Consider the following 14123-nt stretch of genomic DNA (forward strand, 5'->3'; position numbering starts at 1 on the left):
GTTATCCTAAGCCGATAAAGAGGCTTATTTACAGGACATTTCATGAAAATCATTTCATTCAATATCAATGGCATACGAGCGCGACTGCATCAGTTACAGGCATTAATTGATAAACATCAGCCCGATGTTATCGGCCTGCAGGAAACCAAAGTACACGACGACCAGTTTCCGTTAAAAGACGTGGAAGCCATGGGTTATCACGTTATTTACCACGGCCAGAAAGGTCATTACGGCGTGGCCATGCTCAGTAAAAAACCACTGGAGAATCCGCAGTTTGGCTTCCCTACTGACGATGATGAAGCGCAGCGCCGCATGATAATGGGTGATTATCCGCTGGCAGAGGGTGGGCATGTACGTATTCTAAATGGCTACTTCCCGCAGGGCGAAAGCCGTGACCACCCTACGAAATTTCCGGCTAAAGAAAAGTTTTATCAGGACTTAATGAGCTACCTGGATAACGACCTTTCGCCTGATCAGCCGGTAATTGTTATGGGGGATGTGAATATATCCCGTATCGATTTGGATATTGGTATTGGTGAGAACAACGCCAAACGCTGGCTTAAAACAGGGAAATGCAGCTTCCTTCCGGAAGAACGGGAATGGATACAAAGATTAATGAACTGGGGTTTTACTGATACTTATCGTCAGCTGAACCCGGATGTGGATAACCAGTTCAGCTGGTTTGATTACCGCTCACGTGGCTTTGATGACAACCGGGGTTTACGCATCGATCTTATCCTTGCCACTAAAGCTCTTGCCGAGCAATGCAAAGACAGCGGTATAGACTATGAGCTAAGGGGTATAGAAAAACCTTCGGATCATGCGCCTGTCTGGTCTACCTTTAGAGACTGATAATTATTTTGCCGTCGGCTGGCCTTAATGCTCTTCCGGCGGCAATGTTTCCAGTGCTTTACGCAAAATAATCGCCAAATCCATATATTCAGGGCCTTTCTCACCCTGCGGCTGACACTCAATGCCCTGCTTTCTCAGTTTATCTCTCAGCTCTTTATACCAACTCCGTAGCATTGGCTTTAATGGTTGTCTGGAGCGCCAGCCTAGCCAATACAATCCCTGCAAGGGTAAGCTCAACATAATGAGTGACAGCATCAGCCCTGGTGCAAACTGCTCCTGCGGCATAAACTGCCATGTCAGCGCAGCATTGAGTACCGCTATTCCCGGAGTCCAGCTAATAGCTTTGCGAGTTATGGGGATAATTCGCGACTCTGCCATAGCGGCAACAACTGAATGATGAGGCCATTTATCGGCATACCTCTTTCCATCTCTTAAAACCGCAAAAAGTGAACGACTCATGGTGACCTCTTAAACAAACCTGCTGTAATTATAATCGATTACTGAGCTATTGTATGATATTCGCACTTTTAATATTATCTTTATTTTTCATTTAGTTACACTCTTACAACCGTGTAGTTCACAAAGATATCCACAGTTAATGTGGATACAGTTGCACGGAAGCTTTAGCTTTGCCACTATACTACCTGAATTAGTCAGTCGCATGGTGTCAGCAGTGACAATAAGTCAGCTTCCTTCTCTTTATGCGCCGGTAACCGGTCGCATCATAGCAGTACAACCTTCAGCCGCAGTATGCCAACATGGCCTGCTTGGCAAAGGCATTGTCATTGAGGTGACCGGCAGCACACTATACGCCCCCGCCGATGGTTCATTGACCCACATCAGCAGTAGTGGCGATTACTTGTCGTTACGCTTAAACGACACCTATTCCTTACAATTGGTCATAGGTTCTGGCGATGCGTTCGGACATCATGCAGCTTTAACTGTGCTTTGTCGCGAACAGGCAGAGGTTAAGTATGGCGATCCTCTGGTTAAGATTAACCAGTCGCTACTGCGCAGCTTAAAGCCGTCACAACAACGCCTTGCTGTCTTGCTTTGTTCATTAAACTCCGGGCACGGTAGCGAATCACCGCAATGGCTAAACGCTGGATTTATTACTGCGAAAGACAGTCCGCTTATTACTTATTAACATCGACAGGAGCTCTACCTATGTTGCGCGTTTATGGCATTAAAAACTGCGACACCGTTAAAAAATCACTTAAATGGTTAGATAAAAACGAAGTCGATTACGAATTTATTGATGTTCGCCAGCAGCCACTGCAAAAAGAAACCGTCAGCGGCTGGTTACAAAAACTGCCGGCGGAATCTTTACTGAACAAGCGCAGCACCAGCTGGCGCAACCTGTCAGATGAGCAAAAATCTTTTGACGACGCTAATGCCATAGCGGAATTAGTTGCCGAACAACCAACGCTGTTTAAACGTCCATTAGTTGAGTCCGGCCAGGCTGTTCATTGTGGTTTTAATGAGAAACTCTGGAGCGAACGCTACTTATGAGTTCAGAGACATTACAGCTTGCCCGTGAGCTCATTTCCCGCCCGTCGATTACACCAGAAGACGAAGGCTGTCAGCAACTTATCGGTGAGCGGCTTGCGGCTCAGGGCTTCAACCTTGAGTCTATGATATTTGAAGACACCACTAATTTGTGGGCAAGGCGTGGGCAAGGCCGTAAACTGTTTTGCTTCGCTGGCCATACCGACGTTGTTCCGCCCGGCGACATCAATGACTGGCAGTTTCCACCGTTTGAACCGACGACACACGAAGGGTATTTATACGGACGCGGAGCCGCTGATATGAAAGGCAGCCTGGCGGCGATGGTAACCGCGACGGAACGGTTTATTAAAGACTATCCGAATGTCGATGCCGACATAAGCTTCCTCATAACCAGTGACGAGGAGGGCCCCTTTATTAATGGCACCAAGCGTGTCATTGAAACACTGCAGGAACGTAACGAAAACATAGATTGGTGTATTGTCGGAGAGCCGTCCAGTACGGACACCCTGGGTGATATCGTTAAGAACGGTCGCAGAGGCAGCTTAACCGGAGATTTGACTGTTTTAGGTATACAGGGTCACGTTGCTTATCCACATTTGGCGAAAAATCCGGTCCATGATCTTGCCCCGGCACTCAGCGAGCTGATTAATGAAGAATGGGACAAAGGTAACGCCAGTTTCCCGCCAACCACGTTTCAGGTCTCTAATATTCAGGCGGGAACCGGTGCAGGCAATGTTATCCCCGGGCGTATTGATACCCAGTTTAACTTCCGCTTTTCGACTGAGCTCACAGCCGAAAAAATTAAGCAACGAGTAGAGGCCATTCTCGATAAGCACTCGTTAAAATACAACCTGCAGTGGAAGCTTAACGGACCACCCTTTTTAACGGAGTCAGGCGCGTTAGTTGAAGCCGTGCAGGCGGCAATTGAACACGAATGTGGGTTTTCAACCACACTTTCTACTGCAGGCGGCACATCTGATGGACGCTTTATCGCCCCGACCGGAGCTCAGGTCATTGAGCTGGGACCCGTAAATGCTACCATTCACAAAGTGAACGAATGCGTTAAAGTCAATGATTTAGATAAACTCAGTGACGTTTATTACCGTTGTCTGGAGAAGCTTTTATGTTAAGCAGCACAGAACTGACAGGTGCCTGCGAAACACACTTAACCGCAGTCGATGGGCAAAAACTGTATCCCGATGCAGCAGAAGCTTATCTCGCCATGCAAAAAGCAGCGGCTGCTGACGGTATTGAGTTAGCCATAGCCAGTGGCTTCCGCTCACTGGACCGGCAACTGTCTATCTGGAATAGAAAATGGCGGGGTAAGCTTCCCCTTCGCTCCAAAGAGGGCGAGCTACTGGATGCATCAAACTTAGACGACGTAGAGAAAATGCACGCCATTTTGCATTGGTCTGCATTACCGGGCAGTAGCCGTCACCACTGGGGAAGTGATTTTGATATTTACGACCCCCGCCCTTTTCAGGGCAGAGAACTGAAACTGCAATTAGTTCCCGGCGAGTACATTGACCAATCCGGCCCTTGTCACGAACTTTGGCAATGGCTAACCCGGCATGCCCACAAAAGTGGTTTTTTCTTTCCTTATGCACGCTATCAGGGCGGTGTAGCACAGGAGCCCTGGCACTTAAGCTACCGCGCACTCTCACAGAAGTGCCGTAAGCAATTAAGCCTCGAACTGTTAGCAGAAACCATAGGCTCGTTAGCCATAGAGGGGAAACCCATTATCCTGGATAACCTAACACAAATAAAGAATCAGTACATTGATACAATAACGGAGGACGACGGATGGACGGCTATTTAGTGTGGTTAATAATATTACTGGTAGTAGGCGTGATTGTAAGTAACCTCATGGTGCTGAAGTATACCGCTAAGTTTAAATGGCCTGATACGAAATCATCCAAAACTGAAGATGACTCCGACCAGGACACTACAAACAAAAATAAAGATTAGCCCAGCGTTACGCCAAGGCGCTTAGCCACTTCACGGTAGGCTTCAACAACACCGCCTAAGCCCTGGCGAAAACGGTCTTTATCGAGCTTTTCGCGAGTTTCTGCGTCCCAAAGGCGGCAACCATCCGGAGTAAACTCATCGCCAAGCATAATTCGGCCGTCAAACACGCCAAACTCAAGCTTGTAATCCACCAACAACAGACCCGCATCAGCAAACAGAGCTTTTAAAACGTCGTTCACTTTAAAGGTTAGGTCTTTCATTTTCTCAATTTGCTCTGCTGTTGCCCAGCCAAAGGCCTGGATATGATATTCGTTGACCATAGGGTCGTGCAGCGCGTCGTTCTTTAAGAAAAATTCGAATGTCGGTGGGTTTAGCTCTTTGCCTTCTTCAACACCTAAACGGCGCACCAGAGAACCTGCTGCCACGTTACGGACAACGCATTCTACCGGTATCATATCTAATTTTTTAACCAAAGACTCGGTATCGCTCAAGCGCTCATCTAACTGCGTCGGTATACCCGCTTCTTCCAGCTTCGACATAATAAAATGATTAAACTTATTGTTCACCATGCCTTTGTCATCAAGCTGTTCGACCTTTTCGCCGTCGAACGCTGAAGTATCATTACGAAACTCCAGCACCAGGCGGTTAGGATCGTCGGTATGGTAGACCGTCTTTGCTTTTCCCCGATACAGTTCACTGCGTTTTTCCATGAATCTTTCCACTCGCGCTTAAGTTAAAGTTGGCTTTGCTGTTTAACAGCGTTTTTAAAGGCTTCAAATACTTGATTAACCCATTCGTCAGAGACAATTTCGTCACCCTGGTAAACAGTAACCGAGGTATTCTCACCATCTTCCAGTAAACGGAATTCGTACTCGCCTGCAGCAATGCCCAGGTCTTCGTAGTCATCACCACCAATGAACAGGAAGCCACTGCCGGGTTCGCTGTACTCAACAAAATAGGTTCCTGTCTCGCGGTTTAAATCTTCAACCTCAAAACCAATATTCTGAAGAGCTAAATTAACTAATGGCCATGCTTGCTCAAAACTGTCTTCAACAATGAAAACCGAATTCCCTTCTGCAGCTTTTGACAAGCGGGTTTCGATACCGGCCGCTTTTTCACGAGCTACAGCCAGTTGTTGTTTCCGGTTAACTTCCGAAATAATCGCGTTGAGTAAGTCAGCTTCCAAATTACGAACCACCAAAGGCGCAACTTCTTGCTGCTCACCACCAACAACCTGAGTGAAGTCGTTAATATCGACTCGCAGTGCGGTGCTGCGTTGATGCGATTCGGTTTCCTGAGTCAATTCATAACGGAAAGTTCTTTCCAGATCACTGTCACTCTCTCCGCCAATGCCGAAAAATCCGCTGTCGCCCTCAATGGTTTGCTGTACCGTCATTTGTTCAGTAAGCCAACGATTATCACCGGCTTCTTCCCATTGAACGTCGCGTCTTTCGAGTACATCAAATGCCGCCTGACGAACAAATTCGGTTACTGAATCGCCCATACCGTCGACAATGTCAAAGTACACCCGGGTTTCGGTTTCAGTTTCTAACACCCGACTACCCAGTCCAATAGGACGAACCTGTTGCGGAGCCATAATATTGACTTTATAACCAACTGGAGCCGGTGCTATGTTCGTATCCGGAATTTGATATTGCGTTCCTTTTTCCGGCTTCTCCAGACCATCCGGAATATTCAGTGTGGCAGTAGGTTGAATGTTCACATATTCAAACCCGCCGCTGGCACGTTCTTTCTCTACCGACGAACAACCTGTTACAACTACGGCAGCTACGCCCATCCACGCAAGGCGAGACAATTTCATTACGACTCCTGAATATTCAGTAGGTTTGCTTTCTGTAACACTGACTCAATCAATTGTTGATTACTCTCTTCCGGAGGTGTCAATGGCAGACGATAATTTGCGCTGACCCAGCCCATTAATGCAAGCGACCATTTTACCGGAATGGGGTTGGATTCAACGAATAACATATTATGCAAAGGTGCCAGCTCAGCATCGAGCTGATTCGCGTTTTCTTTGTCATCAGCGAGTGCCGCAGTTACCAGTTCTTTCATTTTGGCAGGAACAATATTAGCAGTAACACTGATAACACCATGACCACCCGCGAACATAAATTCGCGTGCGGTAGGATCGTCACCGCTTAATAAGATAAAATCATCGCCACAGCGCTTTTTAAGTTCCTGTACCCGACTCAGGTCACCGGTCGCTTCTTTTATACCAATAACGTTATCAATTTTTGCCAACTGTTCGACCATATCTGGTGTCATATCAAGGCTAGTCCGCCCCGGAACATTATATAAAATTTGAGGTTTATCCGTGGCATCGGCGCAGGCCTTATAATGTGCAACCAGGCCAGTTAAAGAAGGTTTATTGTAGTATGGCGTAACATTTAAGAAGCCACTGACACCCGCCTGGGTCATTTTTTCTGTAAGTTGCACGGCTTCGCTGGTCGAATTTGAACCGTTTCCAGCAATAATATCAATGCGCCCGGCACTCAGTTCGACCATGGCGTTAACGACATCAATGTGTTCTTCATGCGTTAAGGTTGTTGACTCCCCTGTCGTGCCAACCGCTACAATAGCGTCGGTACCCGCTTCGCAATGTTTATTAACCAGAAACTCGAGTTCACTGTAATCAACATTGCCATATTTTGTAAAAGGGGTAACTAAAGCGACAATACTGCCCTTAAGCATACATTCTCCAAGTCCTAAATTGGGGCTCCAATGGTAATGCCAGCCCTGACGAAACACAAGTGATAGGAACCTAACTTGCCAAGAAGGTTCCATAAACTTTTGCCGGTATGGCATTTTCCAAGACGGCATCTGTCCGCTATGATGTTCGCACTGTTAACTAAGTTCCAGGAGAATGCAATGCAGACACTGCAACAGGGCGATAAAGCGCCTGACTTTACTTTACCGGATGCGAACGAGAACTCAGTGACCTTATCGGAGTTGTTAAAAAAGAACAGGGTACTGGTTTACTTTTACCCAAAAGCAATGACACCGGGTTGCACAGTGCAGGCACAAAACTTACGGGACAGCCGCAAGCAGCTTGAGGAATTTAACGTTGTCTCTGTTGGTATAAGCCCGGATGCGCCTAAGCGCTTAGCAAAATTTACTGACAGAGATGAGCTGAACTTCACCTTGTTAAGCGACGAAGACCATAAAGTGGCTGAAGATTTTGGCGTATGGGGCCTGAAAAAGTTTATGGGTAAAGAATACGACGGTATTCACCGTATTAGCTTTTTAGTAGAGCAGGACGGAAGCATTTCAAAAGTATTTAATAAATTTAAGACCAAAGAGCACCACGACGTGGTGCTGGAACACCTTAAGCAAGCTTAAGCTCTATAGAGCAAATACCGCACTAAAGCGGTGTTTGCTCTTCTGCTTTTTCCCCGGTACCACTGTCCCAAGCTGTCAATACCGCTTTGACCAGACTGGCCAGAGGAATCGCAAAGAACACGCCCCAGAACCCCCATATGCCGCCAAAAATTAATACCGCAGCAATAATGTAGACTGGGTTTAAACTTATTGCCTCTGAAAACAGTAGCGGTACCAGTAAGTTACCATCCAAAGCCTGAATGATCAGATAAGCCACGGTGACCCAAACAAATGCCGCCGTTGGTCCAAACTGAAATAAAGCCACTAACACCACCGGAATGGTTGCGACCGCAGCGCCAACATATGGAATTAAAACCGATAAACCAACCATAATGGAAAGCAGCGCCGAGTAGCGCAGTCCAAATAAGCTAAAGGTTACAAAAGTAACTATCGCCACCACCACCACTTCAATCGCCTTGCCGCGAATGTAGTTCATAATTTGCAGGTTCATCTCTTGCCCTACCTGCGAAATTAACTGACGATTTGAGGGCAATAGGCGGCTGAAATGAGCAATCAATATATCGCGGTCTTTTAGCATAAAAAAGATTAAAAGCGGCACGATGATAAGGTAAACCAGCATGGCCATGACGTCCACGATAGAGGTTAATGAAACCGTTAACAGGCTTTCCCCTAAACTCACTGCTCGTCTTTTTACTTCCTGTGTAAATTCAGTAATTTGACTGTCATCGACAATAGTCGGGAACATTTCCGGCAATTTATGCAACCAAATTTGCAAATTCGTGACCATCTCCGGCATTTCCTGGATCAAAGTGGTACTTTGCTGCCATATAACCGGTACCAGAGTCAGCAAAGTAACCATCATTAATGCCAGAAATAACGAGAAGGTAATAATCGTGGCAGTTAAACGAGATAAGCCAAGCCCCATCAGTCGCATTACCGGCCAATCCAGCAAATACGCTAGAGAAATAGCAATTAACAATGGTGCAATTAGGCTCCCGAAAAACACAATGACCAATACCACAACAACCAGCAACAGAAACAACGTTACTGCATTAGGGTCAGAAAATTTCCGTTGATACCACCGTTGAATGTATTCCCACATAACCACTATCTCTTAACCTTTGTTGAGATGATAATATCAGTCCTTGCAATCTTTCCATAACCCCATAGAGTAAAAAGGAACTAAAGATAAGAATTTTGTTCTTAAGAACAGATTAAATCCATTTCATTTGGCCTATGAGTAGTTGATGTCCACCAAAATAATACACACTTTCACCGCTTGTTTATTAAGTTTTGCAATCAGCTTTAGTGCTCCCGGCAGCGCCATGCAGGATAATCGACGTTTACCTGAAATTGGAACTACCGGCGCGGCTTTCATGAGTATTGAACGTGAACGTGTTGTCGGTGACTTTTACATGCGTCAGGTACGCTCACAAGCGCCCATTGTTCACGATCCGGTATTAGACAGTTATTTAAACAGCATAGGCCAGCGGTTGGTCAGGAATACCGGCGGCGTGCGCTACCCTTTTAACTTTTTCTGGATAAATAACAAAGAGATAAACGCCTTCGCTTTCATGGGCGGCTACGTAGGTGTGCATACGGGACTGATTAACGAAGCCAGAACCGAGTCAGAACTCGCGGCGGTACTTGGACACGAGGTTGCGCACATTACTCAACGTCACATAGTTCGCCGGATGCAGGAACAACAGCGCAGTATGCCCATGACCATAGCCGGTATCATTGGCTCTATTTTAATCGGTATGGCCAACCCTGAGGCCGGTGCTGCAGGCCTATACGCCACAATGGGCATGGCTGGTCAGTCGCAAATTAATTACACTCGGCTGTATGAAATGGAAGCTGACCGTATAGGCCTCTCTACGTTGTTAGCCGCCGGCTTTGATCCCCGTGGCGCGCCCGATTTTTTCGGGCGGTTGGCAGAAAAATACCGCTATGTCAGCAAGCCCCCGGAAATGCTTATGACGCACCCGTTGCCCGAGTCCCGCATAGCCGACACACGTGCTCGCGCTGAAAATATGCAACGGGTAGATGTGGCTCCCAGCCTTGACTTTGCCTTGGCTAAAACCAGAGTTCAGGCTCGGTACATTGGCAACACCACGAACAGTGATTTTGAATCTATGCGCTCCAGTAGCAATTCAATTAACCAACAAGCCGGGCAATATGGTTTAGCCATACGAGCGCTAGACAACGGCAACATTGATTTAGCTTATAAGCTCATGCAGCCACTACTTGAGCGCTATCCTGATGACCCCTTCTACATTGATGTACAAACCGATATTCTGTTGGCGCAAGAAGACTACGAGACGGTTCTAAGCTGGCTACGAGGCAAGTACATTCAGCAGCCGACTGAGCCTGTCATTACGCTTAACTTTGCTAACGCGGCACTCAAAGCAAAAGACACAGAGTTAGCTGAGAAGCTTCTGCGCGACTTTTTATTGAAACAGCCAAAGCATGCGCTGGCGCTTGACCTTCTCACTCAGGTTTATGAGCGCAGTGGTAAGCGAGCCGCCATGTACGAAACTCGCGCTGAAGCACTGGCATTAAGAGGAAACTTCCGGCTGGCCATTGACCAGCTGCACACCGCGCATAACCATACAGATAACGATTTGACGCATAAACGTCTGAATGCACGTATTGATCAAATGCGCAGCTTAGAGCAGCAAATAAAGTCGTTAATGTGAACTAACCGCATTTTCCAGCGACTCTAGATCCTGCTCACCCATTAAAGGTCCTTTGACACTGCCATCGGGCTTTATGACGTAAGTAGCCGGTAACATCTGCGGGCGCTGAAAGGGAAACTTCGGCGCTGGTTCCATCAGCGCCAACTGAAACTCAATGCCATGGCGCTGTTTCAGTTCAGTCAGTTCCGCGTTAGACATTGGGTCAAAACTGACACCTATTAACTCTACATCTTTTGCTTTGTGCTGATTAAATTCGTTTAACTCCGGTAACTCTCTTAAACAAGGAGCGCACCACTCAGCAAAGTAGTTTACCACCACCGTTTTTTCGCCGAGGTTGCCCCAGCGAAGCTCATTGTCGGCATCGGTAACCACATCCGGCTCTTGCGAGCAAGCTGTTATCAGCAAAGCAGCTGCCGCGCACACTAACGTTCTCAGTTTCATTCCTTACCTCAATTACGTTACTATTGACTCATACTTACCAAATAATCAGATACTACAAGGTACGATACTTATGAGCCAAGTAACAATTTATCATAACCCGCGTTGCTCAAAATCAAGACAGACCCTTGAATTACTCAAGCAGAATGACATTGAGCCGGACGTTGTTGAATACCTTAAAACGCCGCCTAATGCTGCAGAACTAAAAGAGATTCTGGAGAAATTAGGGCTCTCTGCCGATCAGCTAATGCGCAAAAAAGAAGACGTTTATAAAGAGCTTGGTCTGGCCGGTATCAATAACGAAGATGAATTGATTACCGCAATGGTTAACAATCCTAAGCTTATTGAGCGCCCTATTGTTATTCAGGGTAATAAAGCAGCCATTGGCCGCCCTCCTGAAGCTGTACTGGATATTTTATAATGACCCGCGTCGTTATTCTTTATTACAGCCGTAATGGGGCTACTCAACAGCTTGCTGATGCCATAGCAGAAGGTGTAACGGCAGCCGGAGGCGAAGCGGTTTTACGCAGCACCGGGCACGGCAGCGACGCCGTCAGTGACCGCGATCTGGAAATTGAAAACGCCGATCTTGAAAGCTGTGATGCCCTTATTCTGGGCAGTCCGACCCGCTTCGGTCATATGGCCTCAAGCTTGCAAAAGTTCTGGGAAGGCACCTCGCGCGAATGGTTACAGGCTACGTTAACGGACAAACCCGGTGCGGTATTCACCTCCTCCAGTTCACTGCATGGGGGGCAGGAATCCACCCTGCTGACTCTGGCTTTACCGCTGCTGCATCATGGCATGATGCTGATTGGCATTCCTTATTCTGAACCGGCTCTGCATCAGACTCAGTCCGGAGGTTCACCTTATGGTGCCAGCCATCATGAGCACAGCAGTAAGTTAACTGACCATGAAAAGCAATGTGCTATCGCTTTAGGTAAACGAGTCACGCAAACCGCTTCTAAGCTCTCATCATAGGAATTACCAATGCCGACATCTCCACGCTTTTACCGCTGGTTAACACAAATTTTTTACTGGCCACTGCTCATTTTAGTTGCATTGTGGCACGGTATGCCCACCGATGCGCCAGGCACATTGCCAGCCTATATTGCTTTGTTCCTCTGGGTGCTGCCGTTGTTGTTTCCTCTGCATGGGCTGGTTAAAGGCAAACCTTATACCCACGCATGGACTAATTTTGTTTTAATGTTTTACTTTCTGCATGGCTTAACTGTGGTCTACACCCACCCGGATGAGCGTGTGTGGTCAATACTGGAACTGATATTTACCACCGGTGCATTTATTGGCGCAACAGGTTATGCCCGCTATCAGGGAAGAGCTCAGGGATTAGGGCTGAAAAAACTAAAAGACTACGACTAAATTGCGAGAACCTGCTTAACAAAAGGAATTGTTAAGCGGCGTTGGTAAGTAATAGAGGCCTTATCAAGCTCGTTTAACGCTTTCATTAAATCTCGCATGGAACGACCCAGTCGTTGAGTCATAAAAGCGGCGACATCGCTCGGCAACTCCAGTCCACGCCATTGCGCTCGCAAAATTAACGCATTAATTTTTTCTTCGTCATTCAGCGGCTGAACCTGAAAACCCGTTGCCCACTGGAAACGCGATTGCAAATCCGGTAACAACACTTCAGTTTGAGCCGCAGACTGCTTGGCCGTCATCACTAAACGCGTCGACTCATTGTCGGTTACGCGATTAATAAGCGAGAACAACTCAAAACTCCAGCTCTGTTCCTGGGTTACCGTATCAATATCATCCAGACAAATAAGATCTGCCTGATCAATTCCCTGCAGAACAGCAGATGCATCGGCTTTAGCCAGCTCGCGCAAAGGTAAATACGCAATACGATATTGTGACCCGGCCGAGGCTATGACGCTGTGCATTAGATGGCTTTTACCTACCCCACTCGCTCCCGACAACCAGGTCAGTTGCTGGCTTCTCTTTAATGGAGGCTCGGCTGCGGGCAAGCTTTCTAACCAACTTAATAAGGTTAAGTTGTCGCCTGCAAGAAAGGTAGAAAATATCTCGTCATCCGGCAACTGGACGGCTAACGGTAGTTGCTGTGGTGACATCAGCGGTTCTCATTCCAACGGTAAACCGGTGTTTCGGCCTGCTGCGGCGCAACAAAGGGGCCCACTTCCTGTGAAACCAGACGCCCATCTAGATTAATAGCCTGCAGTATCTGATCAACCGGGCCGTTAACCACAATCTCAAATTCGCTCATAGCTTGTGAGTATTCAAGTAAACGAACTTCACTAACAGAGACAATGCTATCTAAAAATGCTTCCAACTCTAAAACACGGCTTAAGCTACTTAACCTTTCAACTTTAATCATTAACGTATTACGAACATTTTCATCGCCGGCGGTAACACTGTACTGCTTGGCCAACTGCGCCATTAGCTGCTCAACCAAAGGCTCGGCAAGCCAGTCCGGGCTCGTTGCTGTCACTTCACCAGAAAAACGGTCGTCTCCGACTTCAACAAACCAATTTAAACTCCAGGGCTCTTCCTCGTCATCCTGACGAATCATACGACCGACCAATAAACCATCAGTGCCGTAACGTTCTGTAGTCGTTCTCACCGGGCCTAAAAAGCGCCCCCAGACATCGGTTGCGTTTATGGTGAAACTGTCTGTCAAATCCATCAAAGGCAGCTGAACTGGAATACTGTATTGCTGCGCAAAGAATCTGAGCTGCTGGGTAAATACTGACTCGCTATTACTGTCAATGATCACGCGCTGCCCATTACTGTTTTCCTTCGCTATCCACAGCATCAGTTGCGGTCGCCGACTCCCCCAGTAGGGTAACTGGTGCTCTGCCAGCAACACGCGCAACTTACTGCCGTCAAATGTCGCCGTTAAAGTTCGCTTTCCTTCTTTTTCGCTGTAACCGTATTGCACCAGGTAATTATTCACATCACGCCTTGCTCGTTGTATCGCGTCATGTCCAGTCAACTCGGTTTGCCCCGTTAATTTTATGATAACACGGTCAAACGCTTTCTCTATTGCCTGTTGCCGGTGAGACGAACTCTGCGAAGACACTTGCACTTCTGCTGAATACAAATTTTCAATCAACCTCGCTTCGGCATCCGTAGCCATAAAAAGGCTAAACAGAAACAATAAACTGGCAGCGAAATAATGAATCCGCGACTTTGACATGTCATTATCCAAATAAGACTTTGAGAGCATATTAAACAGCCAGATAGCGAACAGCAAGTAACAACTTGTGGATAAGCTTGTGGGAATCTTCACTAGGAAAATAAAGCCACTAACGGTAGTATTGC

19 protein-coding genes are annotated in these 14123 nt (G+C 47.0%); 11 read left to right on the forward strand and 8 right to left on the reverse strand.

Annotated features, from left to right (window positions below; translation table 11 throughout):
* Nucleotides 1-42: 42 nt before the first annotated feature.
* Nucleotides 43-852 (forward strand): exodeoxyribonuclease III, encoded by an 810-nt coding sequence (gene xthA / locus Q5L94_RS03435; RefSeq protein ID WP_317497072.1) that lies wholly within the window; start codon nucleotides 43-45, stop codon nucleotides 850-852.
* Nucleotides 853-876: 24 nt separating this feature from the next.
* Here the strand turns inward: xthA and yfbV are convergent, their stop codons facing one another.
* Nucleotides 877-1311 carry a terminus macrodomain insulation protein YfbV gene (yfbV, locus tag Q5L94_RS03440; RefSeq protein WP_317497073.1) on the reverse strand — a complete coding sequence of 145 codons (435 nt, stop codon included), beginning with the start codon at nucleotides 1309-1311 and terminating at the stop codon, nucleotides 877-879.
* A 139-nt stretch (nucleotides 1312-1450) separates the two neighbouring features.
* On the opposite strand from yfbV, the gene Q5L94_RS03445 reads away from it, so the two are divergent.
* The 5 genes from Q5L94_RS03445 to Q5L94_RS03465 are packed head-to-tail and all read left to right on the forward strand — an operon-like array spanning nucleotide 1451 to nucleotide 4329.
* Nucleotides 1451-1999: a PTS glucose transporter subunit IIA gene (locus tag Q5L94_RS03445; RefSeq protein ID WP_317497074.1), complete on the forward strand. Its 549-nt coding sequence runs from the start codon at nucleotides 1451-1453 to the stop codon at nucleotides 1997-1999.
* A gap of 20 nt (nucleotides 2000-2019) precedes the next feature.
* Nucleotides 2020-2364 carry an arsenate reductase gene (locus Q5L94_RS03450; RefSeq protein ID WP_317497075.1) on the forward strand — a complete coding sequence of 115 codons (345 nt, stop codon included), beginning with the start codon at nucleotides 2020-2022 and terminating at the stop codon, nucleotides 2362-2364.
* Nucleotides 2361-3491: a succinyl-diaminopimelate desuccinylase gene (gene dapE / locus Q5L94_RS03455; RefSeq protein WP_317497076.1), complete on the forward strand. Its 1131-nt coding sequence runs from the start codon at nucleotides 2361-2363 to the stop codon at nucleotides 3489-3491. The genes Q5L94_RS03450 and dapE overlap by 4 nt, the downstream gene beginning before the upstream one ends.
* Complete coding sequence (locus Q5L94_RS03460) at nucleotides 3485-4180, forward strand: M15 family metallopeptidase (protein ID WP_317497077.1); 696 nt, start codon at nucleotides 3485-3487, stop codon at nucleotides 4178-4180. Before dapE ends, Q5L94_RS03460 begins: the two co-directional genes overlap by 7 nt.
* Entirely contained in the window at nucleotides 4165-4329 is a 165-nt protein-coding gene (locus Q5L94_RS03465; protein ID WP_317497078.1) for a DUF2897 family protein, read from the forward strand. Before Q5L94_RS03460 ends, Q5L94_RS03465 begins: the two co-directional genes overlap by 16 nt.
* Here the strand turns inward: Q5L94_RS03465 and purC are convergent.
* Genes purC through dapA form a run of 3 tightly spaced genes read right to left on the reverse strand, consistent with a single transcriptional unit; the run spans nucleotide 4326 to nucleotide 7041 of the window.
* A complete protein-coding gene (gene purC, locus Q5L94_RS03470; RefSeq protein ID WP_317497079.1) occupies nucleotides 4326-5039 on the reverse strand; it encodes a phosphoribosylaminoimidazolesuccinocarboxamide synthase in 714 nt (237 codons plus the stop codon). The two genes, Q5L94_RS03465 and purC, sit on opposite strands and share 4 nt — an antisense overlap.
* A 23-nt stretch (nucleotides 5040-5062) precedes the next feature.
* On the reverse strand, nucleotides 5063-6151 hold the full coding sequence (bamC, locus tag Q5L94_RS03475) for an outer membrane protein assembly factor BamC (protein ID WP_317497080.1): 1089 nt from the start codon (nucleotides 6149-6151) through the stop codon (nucleotides 5063-5065).
* A complete protein-coding gene (dapA, locus tag Q5L94_RS03480) occupies nucleotides 6151-7041 on the reverse strand; it encodes a 4-hydroxy-tetrahydrodipicolinate synthase (protein ID WP_317497081.1) in 891 nt (296 codons plus the stop codon). Before dapA ends, bamC begins: the two co-directional genes overlap by 1 nt.
* A 177-nt stretch (nucleotides 7042-7218) precedes the next feature.
* Between dapA and bcp the strand changes: the two genes are divergently transcribed.
* A complete protein-coding gene (gene bcp / locus Q5L94_RS03485; RefSeq protein ID WP_317497082.1) occupies nucleotides 7219-7689 on the forward strand; it encodes a thioredoxin-dependent thiol peroxidase in 471 nt (156 codons plus the stop codon).
* A gap of 22 nt (nucleotides 7690-7711) precedes the next feature.
* On the opposite strand, the gene Q5L94_RS03490 is transcribed toward bcp, so the two are convergent.
* Nucleotides 7712-8791 carry an AI-2E family transporter gene (locus tag Q5L94_RS03490; RefSeq protein ID WP_317497083.1) on the reverse strand — a complete coding sequence of 360 codons (1080 nt, stop codon included), beginning with the start codon at nucleotides 8789-8791 and terminating at the stop codon, nucleotides 7712-7714.
* Nucleotides 8792-9014: 223 nt separating this feature from the next.
* Between Q5L94_RS03490 and Q5L94_RS03495 the strand changes: the two genes are divergently transcribed.
* Nucleotides 9015-10388: a M48 family metalloprotease gene (locus tag Q5L94_RS03495; RefSeq protein WP_317497084.1), complete on the forward strand. Its 1374-nt coding sequence runs from the start codon at nucleotides 9015-9017 to the stop codon at nucleotides 10386-10388.
* Here Q5L94_RS03495 and Q5L94_RS03500 read toward each other — a convergent pair.
* Nucleotides 10380-10829, reverse strand: a complete 450-nt coding sequence (locus Q5L94_RS03500; RefSeq protein WP_317497085.1) for a TlpA disulfide reductase family protein — start codon at nucleotides 10827-10829, stop codon at nucleotides 10380-10382. The two genes, Q5L94_RS03495 and Q5L94_RS03500, sit on opposite strands and share 9 nt — an antisense overlap.
* 70 nt (nucleotides 10830-10899) lie before the next feature.
* On the opposite strand from Q5L94_RS03500, the gene arsC reads away from it, so the two are divergent.
* Genes arsC through Q5L94_RS03515 form a run of 3 tightly spaced genes read left to right on the forward strand, consistent with a single transcriptional unit; the run spans nucleotide 10900 to nucleotide 12203 of the window.
* Nucleotides 10900-11247: an arsenate reductase (glutaredoxin) gene (arsC, locus tag Q5L94_RS03505; protein WP_317497086.1), complete on the forward strand. Its 348-nt coding sequence runs from the start codon at nucleotides 10900-10902 to the stop codon at nucleotides 11245-11247.
* Nucleotides 11247-11804 carry a flavodoxin domain-containing protein gene (locus Q5L94_RS03510; RefSeq protein ID WP_317497087.1) on the forward strand — a complete coding sequence of 186 codons (558 nt, stop codon included), beginning with the start codon at nucleotides 11247-11249 and terminating at the stop codon, nucleotides 11802-11804. The genes arsC and Q5L94_RS03510 overlap by 1 nt, the downstream gene beginning before the upstream one ends.
* A 9-nt stretch (nucleotides 11805-11813) precedes the next feature.
* Complete coding sequence (locus Q5L94_RS03515) at nucleotides 11814-12203, forward strand: DUF2069 domain-containing protein (RefSeq protein ID WP_317497088.1); 390 nt, start codon at nucleotides 11814-11816, stop codon at nucleotides 12201-12203.
* Here Q5L94_RS03515 and hda read toward each other — a convergent pair.
* Nucleotides 12200-12913: a DnaA regulatory inactivator Hda gene (hda, locus tag Q5L94_RS03520; RefSeq protein ID WP_317497089.1), complete on the reverse strand. Its 714-nt coding sequence runs from the start codon at nucleotides 12911-12913 to the stop codon at nucleotides 12200-12202. The genes Q5L94_RS03515 and hda overlap by 4 nt on opposite strands.
* Nucleotides 12913-13998, reverse strand: a complete 1086-nt coding sequence (locus Q5L94_RS03525; protein WP_317497090.1) for a DUF2066 domain-containing protein — start codon at nucleotides 13996-13998, stop codon at nucleotides 12913-12915. Before Q5L94_RS03525 ends, hda begins: the two co-directional genes overlap by 1 nt.
* Nucleotides 13999-14123: the final 125 nt, after the last annotated feature.

It is taken from the genome of Idiomarina sp. Sol25 (assembly GCF_033052775.1).
Lineage (GTDB): Bacteria > Pseudomonadota > Gammaproteobacteria > Enterobacterales > Alteromonadaceae > Idiomarina.

Coding starts and splice junctions, on each gene's coding strand:
- xthA (WP_317497072.1), top strand. CDS start 43: ATGAAAATCATTTCATTCAATATCAATGGCATACGAGCGCGACTGCAT.
- yfbV (WP_317497073.1), bottom strand. CDS start 1,311: ATGAGTCGTTCACTTTTTGCGGTTTTAAGAGATGGAAAGAGGTATGCC.
- Q5L94_RS03445 (WP_317497074.1), top strand. CDS start 1,451: ATGTGGATACAGTTGCACGGAAGCTTTAGCTTTGCCACTATACTACCT.
- Q5L94_RS03450 (WP_317497075.1), top strand. CDS start 2,020: ATGTTGCGCGTTTATGGCATTAAAAACTGCGACACCGTTAAAAAATCA.
- dapE (WP_317497076.1), top strand. CDS start 2,361: ATGAGTTCAGAGACATTACAGCTTGCCCGTGAGCTCATTTCCCGCCCG.
- Q5L94_RS03460 (WP_317497077.1), top strand. CDS start 3,485: ATGTTAAGCAGCACAGAACTGACAGGTGCCTGCGAAACACACTTAACC.
- Q5L94_RS03465 (WP_317497078.1), top strand. CDS start 4,165: ATGGACGGCTATTTAGTGTGGTTAATAATATTACTGGTAGTAGGCGTG.
- purC (WP_317497079.1), bottom strand. CDS start 5,039: ATGGAAAAACGCAGTGAACTGTATCGGGGAAAAGCAAAGACGGTCTAC.
- bamC (WP_317497080.1), bottom strand. CDS start 6,151: ATGAAATTGTCTCGCCTTGCGTGGATGGGCGTAGCTGCCGTAGTTGTA.
- dapA (WP_317497081.1), bottom strand. CDS start 7,041: ATGCTTAAGGGCAGTATTGTCGCTTTAGTTACCCCTTTTACAAAATAT.
- bcp (WP_317497082.1), top strand. CDS start 7,219: ATGCAGACACTGCAACAGGGCGATAAAGCGCCTGACTTTACTTTACCG.
- Q5L94_RS03490 (WP_317497083.1), bottom strand. CDS start 8,791: ATGTGGGAATACATTCAACGGTGGTATCAACGGAAATTTTCTGACCCT.
- Q5L94_RS03495 (WP_317497084.1), top strand. CDS start 9,015: ATGCAGGATAATCGACGTTTACCTGAAATTGGAACTACCGGCGCGGCT.
- Q5L94_RS03500 (WP_317497085.1), bottom strand. CDS start 10,829: ATGAAACTGAGAACGTTAGTGTGCGCGGCAGCTGCTTTGCTGATAACA.
- arsC (WP_317497086.1), top strand. CDS start 10,900: ATGAGCCAAGTAACAATTTATCATAACCCGCGTTGCTCAAAATCAAGA.
- Q5L94_RS03510 (WP_317497087.1), top strand. CDS start 11,247: ATGACCCGCGTCGTTATTCTTTATTACAGCCGTAATGGGGCTACTCAA.
- Q5L94_RS03515 (WP_317497088.1), top strand. CDS start 11,814: ATGCCGACATCTCCACGCTTTTACCGCTGGTTAACACAAATTTTTTAC.
- hda (WP_317497089.1), bottom strand. CDS start 12,913: ATGTCACCACAGCAACTACCGTTAGCCGTCCAGTTGCCGGATGACGAG.
- Q5L94_RS03525 (WP_317497090.1), bottom strand. CDS start 13,998: ATGTCAAAGTCGCGGATTCATTATTTCGCTGCCAGTTTATTGTTTCTG.